Raw genomic sequence first — 17,620 nt, forward strand, 5'->3', positions numbered from 1 at the left:
CTGCAAGGTTTTATTCAAATATTGTGCCAAAAATGTAAGCTGCTGGTTCTTAATTGATAGGGATTTTTCGAGGTGTTCGTTATCGGACACCCTGTCCGCTTTTGTGAACAGCTTGTTTGCGTTTTCGGTCGATTCTTTGTTTATTTGCCGACTGAAAAATGCTCAGCTCTTATGACAGCCGACTGCCTGATAGAAGATAAGGAATTTGGTACCTTGATGGTCCGAATCAATGCCCGTGCCCGCCGCTTCACTTTCCGTGTGAAGGGGGATGGCATCCACGTGACCGTTCCTCCCCGCACTTCCCTTGCCGAGGTGAAGCGTGCCGTTGAAGAGCTTCGTCCCCGTTTGCGTGCCGCCGGGCAGAAGCGTGTGCGGAAGTTGATCGATTTGGACTACCGGATTGATGCGGAGTTCTTCAAGCTGTCGCTGGCCGTCGGGCGGCAGGAGCGGTTCTTGGCTCGTTCGGAGTCGGGGCGGATGCAGATTATCTGTCCGCCGGATGTTGATTTTGCAGACAGGAACCTGCAAGTGTGGTTGCGCAAGGTGATTGAAGAGGCGTTGCGCCGTCGTGCGAAGGCTGTTCTTCCTCCCCGGCTGCATGCGCTTTCGGTGAAGCACGGCCTGCCCTATAAGAGCGTGAAAATTAACTCCAGCAGCGGGCGTTGGGGCAGTTGCTCCGCACAAGGCAGCATCAACCTTTCCTATTATCTGGTGCTTCTTCCTTCCCATCTGGTTGACTATGTGCTGCTGCACGAACTGGCGCATACCCGTGAGATGAACCACGGTGAGGGTTTCTGGACGTTGCTTGATAGGCTGACGGACGGCAAGGCACGGGGGTTGCGGGAGGAGCTGAGGGGGTATCGGACGGAGATAGAGTAGATAAGTAGTTTCACCGGAAAAGCCGAAGAATGGGGCGTTGGAGAGTGAAAGTGAAACTATTGAAAGAATGAAAACGGCTGATTGTTGTTGATGAGCAGTAGCAGGGGCAGATAATCTTTCAGCTTTACTCGAAGCAGTTTCAGTGCCTGCTGTATGCGGTAAGCTACCGTTTTTGGGGAGACTTCCAGTAAATCGGCGATTTCTTTATAATTCATGTTTTTGAAGCGGTGCATGACGAAAGTTTCCCGGTAGGATTCGGGCAGCTCGTTCAATGCCTCCCGCAACCGTCTGCTCAGTTCGTTCAGTTGGCATGCGTCGGTTTCTTCAAGCATGGCTTGGGTTCTTTGGACATAGATGCGCTGTGCGTAGGTGGTGTGGACGTGTTGTGCTATTTCGTTGTGGGCTATTTGGTCCATGGAACGATGGTACACGGCCTTGAAGATATATTGGTTGAAAGAGTGGTTGATGTGTAGGGTGTCACGTTTTTCCCACAACAGAAGCATGATGTCTTGTACGATTTCGTGGGCATCCTCCGTGCCTACGAATCGGGCCGCATAAGTGCGAAGGGGAATATAGTACTTTCTGAATAGGGTGTCGAATGCATTCCTGTCCCCTCTTTGCATGGCAGATAACAAAAAAGAATCTGTGGTGGATTGTTTTTCCATGTATATGAATTTGTTGGGTACAAAATTATCTTTTTTTTCTGCTTTCTCAAAAAAAAACGTTTTTTTGTTTAGTATAGTGCCTGAGTTAACCGTCTTTATTAAATGAAAGCTGTTTTGTGCGAACGTTTTTTTTTATTTGAAAATGGAAGAGCTATTATTGCGTTATATCGAAGGGAAGACATCGAAGGAAGAAGATGCCACGGTGGAAAAGTGGGTACAGGAGTCGGAAGACAACCGCAAACTGATGCGTAGTATGCAGCGGATAGATTTTGCTACAGAGATGTTGCAGGTGGCTTCCGGGGTAGATGTGGAAGAGGAGCTGAAGAAGCTCCATCGGAAGATGGAGGGTGGCAGGCGCAGGCGTGTGGCGATAGGCCGGTGGATGCAGCGGGTTGCCGCAGTGCTGTGCATCCCCTTGCTTGGCGGGTGGATTTACACATATCTGGCCCATGAACCGGAAGTGGTGCCTCAAAGGATGGAAGTGCGGACCAGTCCGGGCATGACGGCAAAGGTGACCCTGCCCGACAGCACGGTGGTGGTGCTGAATTCATCGTCTATGCTGACTTATGCTTCTGCATTTACCGGTGAGACCCGCGAGGTGGAATTATCCGGAGAGGCGTTCTTCACGGTGAAGAAGGATGCGAAGAGACGCTTTGTGGTACATACTTCCCATGGAACTTCGGTGATGGTTTATGGCACCAAGTTCAATGTCGATGCTTATGAGGATTCTCAGAAGGTGTTGACTACTTTGGTCGAAGGGAAGGTTAGCTTTTCATTTCCCAATAGTGGGGAGACGAAGGAAGTCGCTTTGGCTCCGGGGCAGAAACTGGCGTATGATATCGGGCAGGAATCTATCAAGCTGACTCAGGCCAATGTGGATGTGGAAACTTCCTGGAAGGACGGACGCTTGTATTTTGACAACACATCCTTTGAACAAGTGCTGGGCAGCTTGGGCAAACGCTATGGGGTAGAGTTCATCCTCCGTAAGGAATCGCTGAAGAAGAACTCGTTCACAGGAGTCTTTGTCAATCAGCGGCTGGATAGGATTTTAGAGCATTTCAGCCTGGCTTCCGGTTTCCGGTTCAGGTATATAGAAGACAAGAATATACATCGAGAGAAACAAATAATAGAAGTTTATTAACCTTATAAAAAAACAATAGTATGACAAAGACATGAAACTAAAAAAACATACAGGAAAATATTAGGCGTATCTCCCTGTATGCAAAAAACAAACATTTTCTATCTGTTTAGGCGACAGATAAACAAACAATGCTTTTATTAATCGTAATTCAATTCATTACAAAGTTATGGAAAAACACAATTGTATCCAATCATTTGGGGTGAAAAATACCCTGGTGAGCGGTGTTAATAAAATTTCTCTTGCTATGAGGATTGCACTTTTTATGCTGTTTTGCGTGGTTGGCTTTGTTTCGGCCGACAACAGTTATGCACAGAAGACAATGCTGAGCATCTCGTCGAACAACAAGATGATTCGCGACGTATTGCGTGAGGTAGAACAACAGAGTGAGTTCACGTTCTTTTACAACAACAATGAGGTGGACGTGACGCGTAATATTTCGGTCCGTGTAGAGTCGAAAGACATTTTCACCGTGCTGGACAAAGTGTTCGAAGGCACTGGAGTCTCTTATAAGGTACTGGACAAGAGCATCATTCTCTCCACCCGTCCGGCAGCCGATTCTTCCGCTGCCGTGCAGCAAGTCGGGAATGTCAAAGGAAAGGTGCTGGATGCAGCCGGCGACCCCATCATCGGTGCCAACATCATTGTGGTAGGTACCACCAACGGTACCATCTCTGACATCGACGGCAATTTCTCCATCCAAGCCGGCAAGGGCGATGTGCTCAAAATCTCCTATATCGGGTTTGTGGACAAAACTGTTACGGTGGCTGATGCCAAACAACTGACCATCACGCTGAAGGAAGATACCGAAACGCTGGACGAGGTCGTAGTTATCGGTTACGGTACGCAGAAGAAGTCGGACGTATCCGGTTCGGTAACTTCGGTGTCGGGCGACAAGCTTTCCAAAATTCCTACTGCCAATGCCGAGATGGCGTTGCAGGGTATGGCTCCGGGTCTGTCCGTGAATTTCGGCAGTGGTGCTGCCGGTTCTTCCGCCACCTTGCAGGTGCGTGGTGTTACCTCCTGGAAGGACGATGATGGCGAAAACAGCGAGAGCAACGGTCCGCTGGTAATCATCGACGGTGTGCCGGGCAACATGTCCTACCTGAACCCCGAAGACATCAAGTCTATCTCCGTATTGAAGGATGCTGCCACGGCGGCCATCTACGGTGCCCGTTCGGCTGCCGGTGTCATTCTGATTGAAACCCACCGCGGCACGATGAATACTGCTCCGAAGATTACCTTCTCCGGCTACTGGGGATTGAGTTCCATGCCCAAGCGTCTGGATGTCTGCAACTCTGCCGAGTTCATCCAAGTGCGCAAGATGGCGCTGACGAATGCCGGTACACCGGAAAGCCGCTGGCCCAAATACATCAGCGAGTATGAGCGCGACCCGAGCCAGTTTGCCGATACCGACTGGCAGAAGGAGTATTACCAACGCGGTTTCACGCAGAAATATAACATCGGTTATACGGCCGGTAGCGCCAACTCCAACGTTTCTCTCTCTGCTTTTTATAGCAATACGGACGGTGTGACTATCGCCACGGGAGATGAGAAGTTCGGTTTCCGCTTGAATTCCGACGTTAAGCGCGGCAAGTTCAAGATGGGCGAATCGGTAAGCTACAGCCGCTGGGCGGCTGAATTGGAGTCCAACTCCGGTTTCTCATCCATCTATCAGGTGACCAACATGGAGCCGCTGGCTTTCCTCTACGACGAGAACAACGACGGCGGTTACGGTGGTGCCATCTCGGGCATGGGTATGTCCGATGCCGGTAACCAGGTGGCTTTCAACAAACTGATAGACAACACGGCCAGCAACGACTATATCGCCGCTTCCGGTTACCTGCAATACGAGCCGGTGAAGGACCTTATCGTGAAGTTCAGTGCCAGCCGTAACATGTACTTCGGCAAATCTCGTCTTTTCAGACCTACCTATGAGATAGGTTCGGCCAAGCGCAACACAATGGCCACCCTGTCCGAATCGCGCACGCAGACCACCAACGACCTGTTGGAACTGACTGCCAATTATGACAAGACCTTTGCCGAGAAGCACAACCTCTCCCTCTTGCTGGGTCTTTCTCAGGAAGAGAACAAGTACGAAGACCTCAGCGCCTATGGTGCCGACTTCGAGAACAACAGCATGAGCCTGATGGGACATGCCAAGAGCAACTATTCCGTAGGCGGTACCAAGACTCGCAGCGCCTTGCGTTCGCTTTTCGGCCGTGTGAACTACAACTACCAGATGCGCTACATGTTGATGGCCTCCTTCCGCTACGATGGCTCTTCACGTTTCGCCAAGGGCAACAAGTGGGGATTCTTCCCTTCCGTATCACTGGGTTGGAACATTGCCAACGAGCCTTTCTGGGAAGACCTGAAAGAAACGGTTTCCATGTTTAAGTTCCGCTTGAGCTACGGTGCGCTGGGTAACCAGAATATCGGTCTTTATCGCTACATCCCGACGCTGAGCTACAATACCAACACCCTGAACTACCCCTTCGGCGGACGCGACACCTCTATGGGATATGCCATCACTTCCTTCCCCTCGAGCGGCATCAAGTGGGAAACGACGGTGTACAAGAACATCGGTGTAGATGTCAGCCTGTGGAACAACAAGTTGGAATTCTCTGCCGAAGCCTATATTAAGAACACCAGCGACATGCTTTCCAGCCGCAACATCAGTCTGGCTACCGGATATAATCCCTCCATCCTGGTGAACGACGGCAAGCTGCGCACTACCGGTTTCGAGATGCAAGCCATCTATCATGGCAAGGCAGGCGGCCTGAAGTACGACTTAGACCTGAACCTGTCTCACTACAAGAGTGTGCTGAAGTCCATGGCCAATCCCGACTATCTCTACGAATATGGCGCCCTGCGCACTTACGTAGGCGGTGAAATAGGTGAGTTCTGGGTATATCAGACTGCCGGCATCTTCCAGAACCAGCAGGAGGTGGACGAGTGGAACTCCGAACACGGCTATAAGGACCAGAATGGTGACTGGCGTCCGTTGCAACCGGTAGCCAAGCCGGGTGACATCCGTTTCGTGGACCAGAACGGCGATGGCATGCTCGATACGAACGACCGTGTGAAGGTGGGCAGCGGTACACCGAAGGTGTCACTGGGTTTCAACGTCAACCTGGCTTACAAGGATTTCGACCTGGTAGCCAACTTCTACGGCGACTTTGGTGCCAAGCGTTACAACTACACCAAGTATCAGTTGGAACGTATGGACCACGTGTTCAACTACGGTAAGAATGCCTTGAAGGCATGGACACCCGAGAATCCCAACACAGACATTCCGCGTGCCGTATCCGGTGACCCCAACGGCAATGCCCGTACCTCTACCCGTTTTGTGGAGAACGGCGACTACCTGCGCCTGAACAACCTGCAACTGGGTTACAACCTGCCGGCCAAGTATTGCAAGAAGATTGGTTTGGGCAACTTGCGCGTCTATGTAGGCGGTACCCGTCTGTTCACCATCACCAAGTATAAGGGTTACGACCCCTCTACCGGTTCTTCTGTCGGGCAGATGGGTATGGACTATGCGGCCATTCCTCTGAGCCGTGACTTCATGTTGGGTCTTAAATTCGGTTTCTAATTAAATTTAATACGAAGATTATGAAATTCAAAAACATACTATTATATGCTGCCCTGTTGGGCGGAATGTCTTTCTCCTCTTGTGCAGATTTCTTGGATGAAGACTCTAATCCCAATGCTTTGTCGCCCAGCGTGTTCTGGAAGAACGAAGGAGATATTATGAAAGGGTTGACCAGTGTTTACGCAGCTTTGCAGCCGAATGTGTCGTGGGCGGTACCCTTCGAACGCTACATCGTGATAGACACCTACCGGAGCGATGAGATAACGCATCGCGATGACGTGACCAGTTGGATGAACATCTCTTCCTTCAACATCGAATCTACCAACTCCGTCATCCGCAAGGAGTGGACCAACCTCTATATGGGTATCAACTATGCCAATCAGTGCCTGAGCAACATCCCCAATGTTCCCGGCGATTCCGAGGCGCTCAATGCCCTGAAGAAGCAGACCATGGCCGAAGCCCGTTTCCTGCGTGCTTACTTCTACTATCGTCTGTATGTGAACTTCGGCGAGCGAGTGCCCATCTATCAGGAAGCACTGACCGGTACGAACGAAGAGTTCTATCCGCCGCAGGCACAGTCCGGTGAACTGGTGAACCTGATTGAATCGGAACTGAAAGCTGTGCAGAGCGACCTGCCTGAAAGCTATGAAGAAAGCGACAAGGGACGTGCCACATGCTATACGGCGGCGGCTCTTCTGGGCAAGTTCTACATGTTCCGCAAGGAATTGAGCAAGGCCGAAGCTGAGTTCAAGAAAATCATTGATAAGGAAGGCATCCTGTTCGGCCTGATGGACAATTGGGCAGACAACTTCGACGGTATGCACAAGAACAACAAGGAGTCCCTGTTTGAAATCCAGTTTACCGGCGATCGTTCCGGCGGACATTCCGAATACAACCTGTTTGCCGTGCATTTGGGTCCCATGGCCGGACTGGATGCCTACGAGGAGGCTTATCCTACGGAATGGATGAGCCAGACCCTGCTGGCCGACAAGACGGTAGATGGCAAGTCCAGCGACCGCTTGCTGAATACACTTATCTTCGATGACCCCGACTGCCGTCCTTTCTATTACGAAGATGGCAAGTCCTTCAAGGACTATCACAACGAAGGCGAAATCTTCTGGCACAAGTACGTTACCCATACCGATGGCATGAGCGACTACTGGGATTACAGTTTCTTCAACGTTTCCGTGATTCGTTATGCCGATGTGCTGCTGCTCTATGCCGAGTGTCTGAACGACCGTGGCGAAACGGAGGAGGCCATCCGATATATAAATAAGGTACGTGCCCGTGTCAATGTGCCGGCATTGCCGCTCACGATGGGCAAGACCGAGGTGCTGAAGCACCTGCAGGAGAAGGAGCGTCCTTGCGAGTTGGCATTGGAAGGCTCGCGTTGGTACGACTTGGTTCGTTGGGGCATTGTGGAAGAGACCCTGAAGGCACACAACAAACCGTTCGTGCAGAACTACGTGAACACCAAGCACCAGTTGCTTCCTATCCCTCACAACGAATTCCTGCTGAACCCCGATTGGGAACAGAACCCCAACTATAGCAAGTAATCTCTTATAATATCGACAATCGTTTATGAAACATCTATTGCCTATATGCGGCGTATGTGGCATCCTATGGCTGGGGGCATGTACCCCGGCCGCCACACAGCCCGGGGAAGCCTTGTTTACGATGCAAGAAGACTTCCCGAATTTGCTGAATGTGAAGAACGTGCCCGAACAATCTTACGGGGGCGACCTCAACCTGTTTTCCGACTTAGGTGCTTGGAGTGGCTATGCCTTGCCGGTGAACCAGAGCCGGGCGTTTGCCGGTGCCTTCATCGGTCCGATGACGATGACCGGTAGAGGATGGGTGGCACAGACCTTGGCACAGCCCACACTGCTGGTTGATGGTGAGAAGTACGACTTGACACGCAACACGCAGACTGCGAAGTACCTGCCCGGCAAGCTGGTGCAGACCTTCAAGGATGCCCGACTGGAATTCACCACCGAGCTCTGCTTTGCCACCTCGCGCACGGCCTTTGTGCGTTCCGTCGTTACCAACCTTGCCGACAAGCCCCTGAGCGTGTCGCTGACCTGGGACGGCGGTGTTTTTGAGAAGAATTCTGTGGCTTCCGCCGTGGACAAGGGCGTCAGGTTCAAGTGTCCGTTCTACGGCCGCCGCTGGGGTGCCAACCGTCAGGTCATTGTCCTGAACAACGAGCCGCCGGTGGACGAGGTGACGACTACCGTACGCTTCCGCACGGCGGACGAAGTGGTGGCCATCGGAAACGACAGCCTGCGTGCCGTCGAGAAGACCGACTATGTGCTGCAACCCGGAAAGAGCTACACTTCGGAGTACACCCAGACCCTGACCCTGAAGGGAGAAGACACGGAAGCGGAAATCGCCGCTATGAATGCCCTTCCCTTCGACCAATGTTTTGCCGACAATGCCAAGCGCTGGAACGAAGGACTGCAACGCGTGCTCTCCACCGACAGCCCTTATCTGAAGGAGAACGCTTACCGCAACATCGTGGTGAAGGCGCTGATGACCCTCAACTCCAACTGGCGTACGCCTGCCGGCGACATCCTGCACGGATGCAGCTTCCCGTCGTACAACGGTTTCATCGGCGGTTGCTGGTCATGGGATGCCTGGCAGATTGCTTCGGGCAATGTCTTCTACAATCCCGAAGGGGCCAAGAGCGAAATGCTCTCTCTGTTCGACTATCAGGCGGAGAACGGCATGGTGCCTGACTTCATCGGTTACAACAAGGCGCGCAACAACTGGCGCGACTCCAAGCCACCCGTAGCCTCTTGGGGTGCCATGAACGTCTATAAGGCCACTGGTGACAAGGCGTTCCTGGGCGAGATATTCGACAAACTCTATAAGTTCCACCGCTGGTGGTTTGCCGAACGCGACCACGACCACAACGGCATCTGCGAGTATGGCTCTACCGATGGCACCCTGATTGCCGCTGCCTGGGAAAGTGGTATGGACAACGGCGTCCGCTTTGACAACACCCGGATGCTGAAAAACGAGATGGAAAATGCCTGGTCTATGGACCAGGAGAACATCTGTCTCAACTCCTTCCTCTATGTGGACAAGCTGACGCTGGCGGAGATGGCCACTATTCTTGGCAAGCAGGAACTGGCAAAGCAGTTGACCGATGAGGCGGAAGTCATCAAGCAGTATGTACAGACCAAGATGTACGATAGCGAAAGCGGCTTCTTCTACGACATCCGTCTGGATGACCGCACGCCTGTCAAGGTAATGGGAGCCGAAGGGTGGCTGCCTTTGTGGGCCGGCATCGCTACACCGGCGCAAGCGGAAAGCGTGAAGAATATCATGATGGATGAAAAACACTTCAACTCTTACTTGCCGTTAGGCACGCTCGATGTCAGCCATCCGGCGCTGCGACCCACGTTCGGTTACTGGCGCGGACCGGTCTGGTTCAACCAGGTATATTTCGGCATTACGGGCTTGAAGCGTTACGGTTATGACAAGGAAGCCGACCTGCTGACCCGTAAGTTCATGGCACATGCCCAAGGACTGATGACCGACGGCCCCATCCATGAGAACTACAATCCGTTGACAGGCGAGGTGCTGAATTCGCCCAACTTCGGATGGTCTTCCGCTTTGATTCTGAGGTTGCTGCTGAATCAATAATACTTTTGACCGAAGGTGCACACTTTACTTGCTGAAGGTGTGTCAAAACGAAAAGGAACTGACATAATGATAGATTTTAGGCACGGATTACACGGATTAGTCAAGAAGAAAACCGTGTAAATCTGTGTAATCCGTGCCTAAAAGAAATCGAGATGCATGTTTTGACACATCTACCAGAGGTATGGTGGAGGTACCGATGAGAATAGGTCGTTTCTATAAACTTATCTGAACCCGTTGGCAGAATTAATTTGCAGACCTGCTCCCTGGTGTTTTCTAATGCGTTGATTATCAGATGTTGAAAAATGACTTGACAGACACTTGTGTTCAGCGTGACAAACACTTGTGTTCAAGCTGACAGACACAAGTGTTTGAGACGACAGACGCAAGTGTCTGTCAAACCGGGAAATATAGGGGGAATAGCAGAAGTTATTTCCTTGCGGATTTAATTCCGCCAACAGGTTTATCTAAAGAAAAAAACATTCAATGAGTAGAATCCGATTTATATTGATTGGGAGTGCGTTGTCGTTGTCACTGACAAGCATGGCACAATCCCAATACAATGGCGCTCCGGTGGAGAGGAATGCCGATGCGCCTAAACAAGATACCTTGACGGTGCATAGAGATAAATACCCACATTCCGACAACGATTGGGAAAACTTTGATGTGCTCCACATCAACCGCCTTCCTTCGGCGGCCACTTTCATGGGCTATCCTACAAAAAGCATGGCTGTAGAGGGTGATAAGACTAAATCGCCTTATTACCTCTCCTTGAACGGGAGTTGGCAGTTCAAGTATGTGCCCCGTTACGACCTTTGTCCCGAAGATTTCTTCAAACCCGGTGCCGACCTTGCCGGTTGGGACACCATCAAGGTGCCTTCCAATTGGGAGATGGAGGGGTTTGGCTACCCTTTCTATGTGGGTAGTGGCTATGGCATTAAGAAGAATCCTCCGTTGATTGATGTGGAGAACAGTCCGGTAGGCTCGTATAAACGTACGTTTACGGTGCCGCAAAATTGGAAAGGACAGCAGGTTGTGCTTCACTTCGGTGGTGTGGCGTCTGCTTTCTACGTATGGGTTAACGGGCAGCAGGTGGGATATTCGCAAGATTCCAAGACTCCGTCCGAATTTGATATTACCCCTTATATAAAAAGCGGCGAGAATGAAATCGCCGTAAGGGTATATAAGTTTAGTGACGGCTACTATCTGGAAGACCAGGACTACTGGCGTTTGGCGGGTATTCAGCGGGATGTATATGTATATGCCCGTCCTGCTATCCACATCCGCGATTATGAACTGGTGACTGACCTTGATGGTGATTATAAAGATGCGGATTTCAATCTTTTTGTGGAGCTGGGCAGTATGCCGGGCAAGAAGCTGAAGGGGGCTTCCGTCGAAGTGGAGCTGTTGGACCGTGAAGGCAAGTCCGTTTACAAGGAATGTAAGCCGTTGCCTGCCCAAGGCAGTGAAATAGCTTTCCGCCGCAAGATTGAATCGCCGTTGTTGTGGAGTGCGGAGAAGCCGAACCTTTACCGCATGAACCTCACTCTTTACAATGGAGGACGGGCGCAACAATATACGTCTCAACTGATTGGATTCCGGAAAGTGGAAACCAAGCACGCCCAGCTTCTGGTGAACGGAAAGCCGGTATATATAAAAGGTGTGAACCGTCATGAGCACGACCCTTATACCGGTCATGTGGTGGACGAGGCAATGATGATAAAGGATATACAATTGATGAAAGAGAATAACATCAATGCTGTACGCACCTCGCACTATCCCAATGATCCGCGTTGGTACGAGTTGTGCGATTTGTATGGCATTTACGTGGTGGACGAGGCAAATGTCGAGAGCCACGGGATGGGGTATGACCCGAATAAGGCATTGGCCAATCAGCCGGAGTGGGAAAAGGCTTTCATTGACCGTACAGAACGCATGTTTGAGCGCGATAAGAATCATCCTTCTGTCATCATCTGGTCGCTGGGCAACGAAAGTGGTTCGGGATGCAACTTCGCGGCTACTTACAACTGGATTCATGCCAACGACCGTTCGCAGCGTCCTGTACATTCGGAAGACGGCATCAAAGGTCCCTATACCGACATCTTCTGTCCCATGTACAAGAAGATTGATGTGCTTATCAACCATGCCATCTATATGCCTTCCAAGCCGCTGATTCTTTGTGAATATGCTCATGCGATGGGTAACAGCGTAGGCAATTTTCAAGATTATTGGGATGTCATTGAAAAATATCCCTCACTTCAGGGTGGCTTTATCTGGGATTGGGTAGATCAAGGATTTGCCGCCAAGGATGAGAAAGGCCGTTTCTACTGGGCATACGGCGGCGACCTTGCTCCGGCAGGGACGCCCAGTAGCGCCAATTTCCAGATGAACGGATTGATTTGTGCCGACCGTACCTTGAAACCGCATATTCACGAAGTGAAGAGGGTGTACCAGAATATTGGTTTTTCGTTGTTGGACTATCACACCGGTCTGGTGGAACTGAACAACAAATACTTCTTTACCGACTTGAGTGACTTTGATTTCGCTTGGTGTCTGGAGGGCAATGGAAAGAAACTTGCTGAAGGCTCTTTCGACGGATTGTCACTGCAACCGCAGCAGCATGGGGTGATTCAAGCGGATTTCCCCGTTATCAAGCCTTTGCCCGGCACGGAGTATTACCTCACCGTATGGGCCACGCAGCGTGAAGACGAAGGGCTTCTGAAAGCTGGTACACAGATTGCATCGGCACAGTTTAAGTTGCCTTTCTTCCATCCGATGGTCATGGAATCCGTTCGTGGAGAGGTGACTCGTTCCGAGACAGATACACGTCTGACCTTGTCTGCCGGAAAAAGCGCTATCGGCTTTGATAAGCAAAACGGAGCACTTTGTTCATATACCATTGATGGAGTGGAAGCGTTAAAAGAATCCCTTCGCCCCAACTTCTGGCGTCCGGTTACAGATAATGACATGGGAGCACGGCTTCACACACGTCTTCGACTCTGGCGTACAGCAGGTCGCGAGGCCCGTTTCATTTCTATGGAGCAACGGCAGGCAGGCGACGGCACTTGCGAGGTGACTTCACGTTACGAAGTGGCAGGTTCATCAGATCTTATTATGAACTACCGTGTTGCGGGCGATGGTTGTATGGATGTGACTTGTACTTTCATTGCAGGTAGTGATACCTTGCCACTGATGCCTCGTCTGGGACTGACACTTACGCTGGACAAGCAGTTTGATACGGTGGAATGGCTGGGACGCGGCCCGCACGAGAACTATATTGACCGTTGCATATCTTCTTACATCGGTCGTTATAAGGGTAACGTCAAGGACCAATACTTCCGCTATGACCGTCCGCAGGAAACCGGCAACAAGGTGGATGTCCGCTGGATGAGCCTGCGCAACGCACAAGGCATCGGCCTGATGGCTATCGGCGCCCCCTATATTGCCGGCAGCACCTACGACTTCCCGACCGAAGACCTTGACGAACCGGGCGTTCGCAAGAGCCAGCGTCATCTTTCGGATGTCATGTCCAAGGATATGACGACTTGGAACATTGACTGGCGTCAGATGGGTGTAGGTGGCGATACCAGTTGGGGAGCCTTCCCGCACCAGCAATACCTGATTCCGGCTTCCCGTTACAGTTTCTCGTTCCGCCTCTGTCCGGTCGTTGATGGAGCGGTTGATGGTGATGCGTTCTATATCGGTCACGATGGATTCGGAAGACGTTTTTAATGGATATCAAATAAAAGTGGATATGAGAAAGAAATGTGTAGTATGGGCGGTTGTCTTGTGTGGGGCAATCTCATCGCATGCCCAGGTTTGCCAGCCCGAAGGAATGGCTTTTCGGGTGAAAGAGGAAGCTTTCAACCGTTCGCAGGTAGAAGAGTTGTCGCAATTCATGACTGATGAGTTAGGTCCTCGTCTGGCAGGCTCTCAGATGAGTGAACGGGCTGAAAGGTTGGTGGTGGATAGACTGAAGGAGTGGGGGCTTGCCAACCCCAGAACAGAGGTCGCTTCTGAATATCCCAAAGGAGGTTGGGACAATGAGAAAAACTATGTGGCCATGACCTTCCCTTATTATTGCAGTTTTGCCGCCAATCCCAAGGCATGGTCAGGTAGTACGGACGGTTTGGTGAAAGGTGAATGTATGGCACTTGACGTGAAAACTAAAAGTGATTTGGAAAAGTATCGTGGAAAACTAGCGGGAAAGATTGTGCTGATGCCTGTTCAGCAGGAGTATCAGATTTCCTACGAACCTTTGGCCAGCCGCTATACGGACGCGCAATTGCAGAGAATGACTCAAGACCGTCGTCCGGGTAAACGCCGCCAGGCATCGGATGGTGAGAACTGGAAAGCCATGCAGGAATTGCAGCATGCTGTCTCTTTGTTTTTGAAATCGGAAAATGTGCTGGCAGTAGTCTGTGGCGGTGGTACGTTCAATGTCCCTACGTCGCGAAGAGTAGAATATAAGATAGGTGATTCGCAGCCTGTTCCGGAAATCATTCTTCCTATCGAAGACCACGGACGCATGGTACGCTTATTGAATAGGGGCAAAAAGGTGGAAATGGAACTGGATATTCAGAACCGTTTTACTGAGACCCGTCATGTCAATAATGTCATAGCGGAAATTCCGGGTTGCGATTCCAAGTTGAAGAACGAGGTGGTGCTTATCGGTGCTCATCTTGACTCTTGGCATGGCGGTACCGGAGGGGCTGACAACGCATCGGGTTGCATCGTTATGATGGAAGCTATGCGCATTCTTCGGGCACTGGGTATTTCCCCTCGTCGTACCATTCGTCTGGCTTTATGGGGCGCGGAAGAACAGGGGTATTATGGTTCCAGAGGCTATGCTTCCACGTATCTGTATGATTCGAAGAAGGGGAGTGCTTTGCCCGGATATGACCGGTTTGCCCTTTATCTGAATATGGATTTCGGTTCCGGACGTTTTCGAGGAGTCTATTTGGAAGAAAACGACCAGGCGGTACCTTTCTTTGAAACATGGATGAAGCCTTTTAAATCGTTAGGATTCACTACGCTTTCGCCTTTCAAGGTCGGCAGTACCGACCATGTCAGTTTCTCTGTGCTGGGACTTCCTGCTTATCAGTTTATTCAGGATCCGTTGGAGTATGACCGTACCTATCACACGACAATGGACACTTACGAGCGTCTCTCATTGGAAGACCTGAAAGTGAATGCCGCTATCGTGGCATGGCTTGCCTTGAATGCCGCGATGGACGATAATCGCATTCCTGCCAAGCCCGGTTATCCGGAGGCTTATTCCCGACGTTGATAGTTCATCTGTTTTGAAATAGTAATGTTTATAGAACTATGCTCGCTACAAGAATCTGTGGCGAGCATAGTTCTATGTTTTTTCGGGAGTTTATAGCTATGCCTTGAGGCTTGAAATGAAGCGTGGATGTCCTTATTCCTTTGCCAGTTGCTTCACCTCTTCCCCTTCCTTCTCAAAGCGGTAGTTGCCGCCCCGTTCGCTCAATTCAAAGAGGGAGAGCTTTTCGGTGGCATTGTCCACAATCATCAGGGCGCTCTGTTCGGCGAAGCGGTTCACTTCGAGGACGAAGGGTTCTTCGGTGATGATCCGGTTCACCAGCAGGCTGTCGTTGATGTAGATGGAGGTGGAATCTCCGGCGAAGCCTTTCGTCAGTGTGATGGTATAGGTTTCGATGAAGTTGCGGTTTTCCGCTTTCTGTTGTTGCAGCCTCATGCTCATGTAGACAAAGATGACGACTACGAAAATCACGGCAAAGGCAAGGATGCCGTTGCCTATCATAAACTGTTTGTTGGTATTAAGACGATGTGCCATATACGGTTGGTTTTAAGAAACACTGCAAATGTAATGAATAAAATTGAACCGGAGGATAAACATTTGAACAAATAGGAAAGAATGCTTTGAGGGTAATTCGCTAATATTGCGGTTGTAAAACAAATTGTTAAAGATACTATGAAACTGAATTTCATTTTTGGGCTCTTGTTTTCTGTAGTTGCATTGCAGATGAAAGGGGCTGGAGGAACCCCTGAAGGGCTTCCTCCGTTTGTTCGTTTTCCTGGGTTGGAGCAGGAAGTTTACATTACGCGTGATACGTGCAAAAGTGTAGAGGGACGTTTTCCCGGCTTCTCCCCTTTTTTCGTGATTTATCCGGACAAGCCGTGCGATGCTTCCGAAGCGGCGGCGTTGACGGATGAATTGGGTATTGCGTCCTATGCGCACACCTATTCGGGGACGGTCTGTGTGATGAACCCCTTGGGAAAGGAGTATGATGCGGTGAAGGATTTGGAAGCTTATAAGAATTTCCTGAACAAGATGCGTGTTTTTACTAATCTGAAGATAATCGGTATAGGTAAGGGGGCGACGTTCGTTAATAGAACCATTGCCGGACATGCGGGTGCTGTTGCCGGTATCGTATCGCTGAATGGCCGACCGGCCAAGACGGCCGAGGGTGCCGCCCCCGTTCCTGCTTTTATTGCCGGAACACACAGTCGGCAGGTAGCGGCAGCCTATATCTTGCAGAATCAGGCGGAACCGGTGCGGAAAGAAGACGGGTTGGCTTGTTATGCCAACCGGCAGGAGCCTCTACAGCAGGTTGTGGTGAGTGCAAACAAGTACATTTCCCTGAAAGAAGCTTTTGCGGAAGCTTGGAAGACTTTGCTTTGCAAGAACTACCGTTTCAACAATTACGAACATACTTGGTACACAGGAGCTCAATTCGACCAATATGGTACGTATGAGCTGGAGCCGTATATCATGCCCGAAGATTGGGGAATCACTCGTCGTGTGATGAAGAAAGACCTTATCGGTACAGGCGATTTCCTATGGTATGAATTCCATCCGGAAGCTACTTTGAAGGCAGAAAAGGCTTCTGTGCCGTTGTTGCTTTTGCTGCATGGCAACAACAATGATCCGCGTACGCAGGCTGAGACATCCGGTTTCATTGAGCTGGCGGCCGAGGAAAACTTCATCGTTGCTGAACTGGAGTGGCAGGGCAACGGTTATGCTCCTATGGGGTTGGACGGCATCGAGCAGGTGGTGTATCATCTGTTGAAGACCTATCCGCAGATAGACCCTTCGCGGGTATATGCCGAAGGGCTTTCGGCAGGAGCCGCCACGGCTACGGGGCTCGGTATACGCAAGTCGCACGTGTTTGCCGCTGTGGGTGCCCAATCGGCTGGGCTGACCCCCGACCGGTATATGTTCGGCTACAATGGCGAAGCGCTGATGAACGAGGCGGTGCAGAAACGGGGCAGTGTGGAGACCGCTTATTTCTCTGTGACGGGTACGGACGACGAAGTTGTGCCTTTTGTAAGCGAGAACAATTGGCGCACCAATGCCTTTTTCTGTGCCTGGACTGCCTATCAGACCATGAACGGCATGGAGGTGAGCAGTCGACCTGACTTTTCGAAAGATGCCACCTTCGGCATAGCGCTGAAGGATAGGGAAGTGATTTCCACCAACAAGCGCGTCACGATGGAAGCGGGAGTGCTTTACAAGGGAAACATTCCGCTGATTAAAGTCGTGGCTGTGAATGACTACGGTCATTGGAACTTCAAGCCTGACGCACGGTTGATGTGGGATTTCATGAAACAATTCTCCCGCGACCCGCAGACGAAGAAACTGGTTTATAACAAGCGATAATCGGCAACTTTTATCGGAAGTAATCTCTATGCAGGCCACGGCTCTTT

10 protein-coding genes are annotated in these 17,620 nt (G+C 50.8%); 8 read left to right on the plus strand and 2 right to left on the minus strand.

Annotation, left to right across the window (positions count from 1 at the left end; genetic code table 11):
• Positions 1 to 171 precede the first annotated feature (171 nt).
• On the plus strand, positions 172 to 879 hold the full coding sequence (locus K2G43_RS00995) for a SprT family zinc-dependent metalloprotease (protein ID WP_300152729.1): 708 nt from the start codon (positions 172 to 174) through the stop codon (positions 877 to 879).
• Between the two features lie 56 nt (positions 880 to 935).
• On the opposite strand, the gene K2G43_RS01000 is transcribed toward K2G43_RS00995, so the two are convergent.
• The gene (locus K2G43_RS01000; protein ID WP_297645199.1) at positions 936 to 1,544 is read right to left on the minus strand and encodes an RNA polymerase sigma-70 factor; all 609 of its coding nucleotides are present in this window, start codon (positions 1,542 to 1,544) and stop codon (positions 936 to 938) included.
• A gap of 142 nt (positions 1,545 to 1,686) precedes the next feature.
• Between K2G43_RS01000 and K2G43_RS01005 the strand changes: the two genes are divergently transcribed.
• From K2G43_RS01005 to K2G43_RS01030, 6 genes are all read left to right on the plus strand, one after another.
• Positions 1,687 to 2,685: a FecR domain-containing protein gene (locus K2G43_RS01005; protein WP_297645196.1), complete on the plus strand. Its 999-nt coding sequence runs from the start codon at positions 1,687 to 1,689 to the stop codon at positions 2,683 to 2,685.
• A 244-nt stretch (positions 2,686 to 2,929) separates the two neighbouring features.
• On the plus strand, positions 2,930 to 6,277 hold the full coding sequence (locus tag K2G43_RS01010) for a TonB-dependent receptor (protein WP_300152730.1): 3,348 nt from the start codon (positions 2,930 to 2,932) through the stop codon (positions 6,275 to 6,277).
• A 20-nt stretch (positions 6,278 to 6,297) separates the two neighbouring features.
• The gene (locus K2G43_RS01015; protein ID WP_297641789.1) at positions 6,298 to 7,833 is read left to right on the plus strand and encodes a RagB/SusD family nutrient uptake outer membrane protein; all 1,536 of its coding nucleotides are present in this window, start codon (positions 6,298 to 6,300) and stop codon (positions 7,831 to 7,833) included.
• 25 nt (positions 7,834 to 7,858) lie between these two features.
• Positions 7,859 to 9,928, plus strand: a complete 2,070-nt coding sequence (locus K2G43_RS01020; protein ID WP_300152731.1) for a trehalase family glycosidase — start codon at positions 7,859 to 7,861, stop codon at positions 9,926 to 9,928.
• A gap of 483 nt (positions 9,929 to 10,411) precedes the next feature.
• Positions 10,412 to 13,657 carry a glycoside hydrolase family 2 TIM barrel-domain containing protein gene (locus K2G43_RS01025; RefSeq protein WP_300152732.1) on the plus strand — a complete coding sequence of 1,082 codons (3,246 nt, stop codon included), beginning with the start codon at positions 10,412 to 10,414 and terminating at the stop codon, positions 13,655 to 13,657.
• A 22-nt stretch (positions 13,658 to 13,679) separates the two neighbouring features.
• On the plus strand, positions 13,680 to 15,215 hold the full coding sequence (locus K2G43_RS01030) for a M20/M25/M40 family metallo-hydrolase (protein ID WP_300152733.1): 1,536 nt from the start codon (positions 13,680 to 13,682) through the stop codon (positions 15,213 to 15,215).
• 132 nt (positions 15,216 to 15,347) lie between these two features.
• Here K2G43_RS01030 and K2G43_RS01035 read toward each other — a convergent pair whose 3' ends face one another.
• Positions 15,348 to 15,746, minus strand: coding sequence for a hypothetical protein (locus K2G43_RS01035; protein ID WP_300152734.1), 399 nt, complete (start codon positions 15,744 to 15,746; stop codon positions 15,348 to 15,350).
• A 138-nt stretch (positions 15,747 to 15,884) separates the two neighbouring features.
• Here K2G43_RS01035 and K2G43_RS01040 point away from each other — a divergent pair, with 138 nt between their 5' ends.
• The gene (locus K2G43_RS01040) at positions 15,885 to 17,573 is read left to right on the plus strand and encodes a PHB depolymerase family esterase (protein WP_300152735.1); all 1,689 of its coding nucleotides are present in this window, start codon (positions 15,885 to 15,887) and stop codon (positions 17,571 to 17,573) included.
• The last annotated feature ends 47 nt before the right edge of the window (positions 17,574 to 17,620 follow it).

Origin of the sequence: Bacteroides sp. (assembly GCF_029057325.1) — a bacterium.
Taxonomy (GTDB): Bacteria; Bacteroidota; Bacteroidia; order Bacteroidales; family Bacteroidaceae; genus Bacteroides.

Coding starts and splice junctions, on each gene's coding strand:
- K2G43_RS01025 (WP_300152732.1), top strand. CDS start 10,412: ATGAGTAGAATCCGATTTATATTGATTGGGAGTGCGTTGTCGTTGTCA.
- K2G43_RS01020 (WP_300152731.1), top strand. CDS start 7,859: ATGAAACATCTATTGCCTATATGCGGCGTATGTGGCATCCTATGGCTG.
- K2G43_RS01000 (WP_297645199.1), bottom strand. CDS start 1,544: ATGGAAAAACAATCCACCACAGATTCTTTTTTGTTATCTGCCATGCAA.
- K2G43_RS01015 (WP_297641789.1), top strand. CDS start 6,298: ATGAAATTCAAAAACATACTATTATATGCTGCCCTGTTGGGCGGAATG.
- K2G43_RS00995 (WP_300152729.1), top strand. CDS start 172: ATGACAGCCGACTGCCTGATAGAAGATAAGGAATTTGGTACCTTGATG.
- K2G43_RS01040 (WP_300152735.1), top strand. CDS start 15,885: ATGAAACTGAATTTCATTTTTGGGCTCTTGTTTTCTGTAGTTGCATTG.
- K2G43_RS01010 (WP_300152730.1), top strand. CDS start 2,930: ATGAGGATTGCACTTTTTATGCTGTTTTGCGTGGTTGGCTTTGTTTCG.
- K2G43_RS01035 (WP_300152734.1), bottom strand. CDS start 15,746: ATGGCACATCGTCTTAATACCAACAAACAGTTTATGATAGGCAACGGC.
- K2G43_RS01005 (WP_297645196.1), top strand. CDS start 1,687: ATGGAAGAGCTATTATTGCGTTATATCGAAGGGAAGACATCGAAGGAA.
- K2G43_RS01030 (WP_300152733.1), top strand. CDS start 13,680: ATGAGAAAGAAATGTGTAGTATGGGCGGTTGTCTTGTGTGGGGCAATC.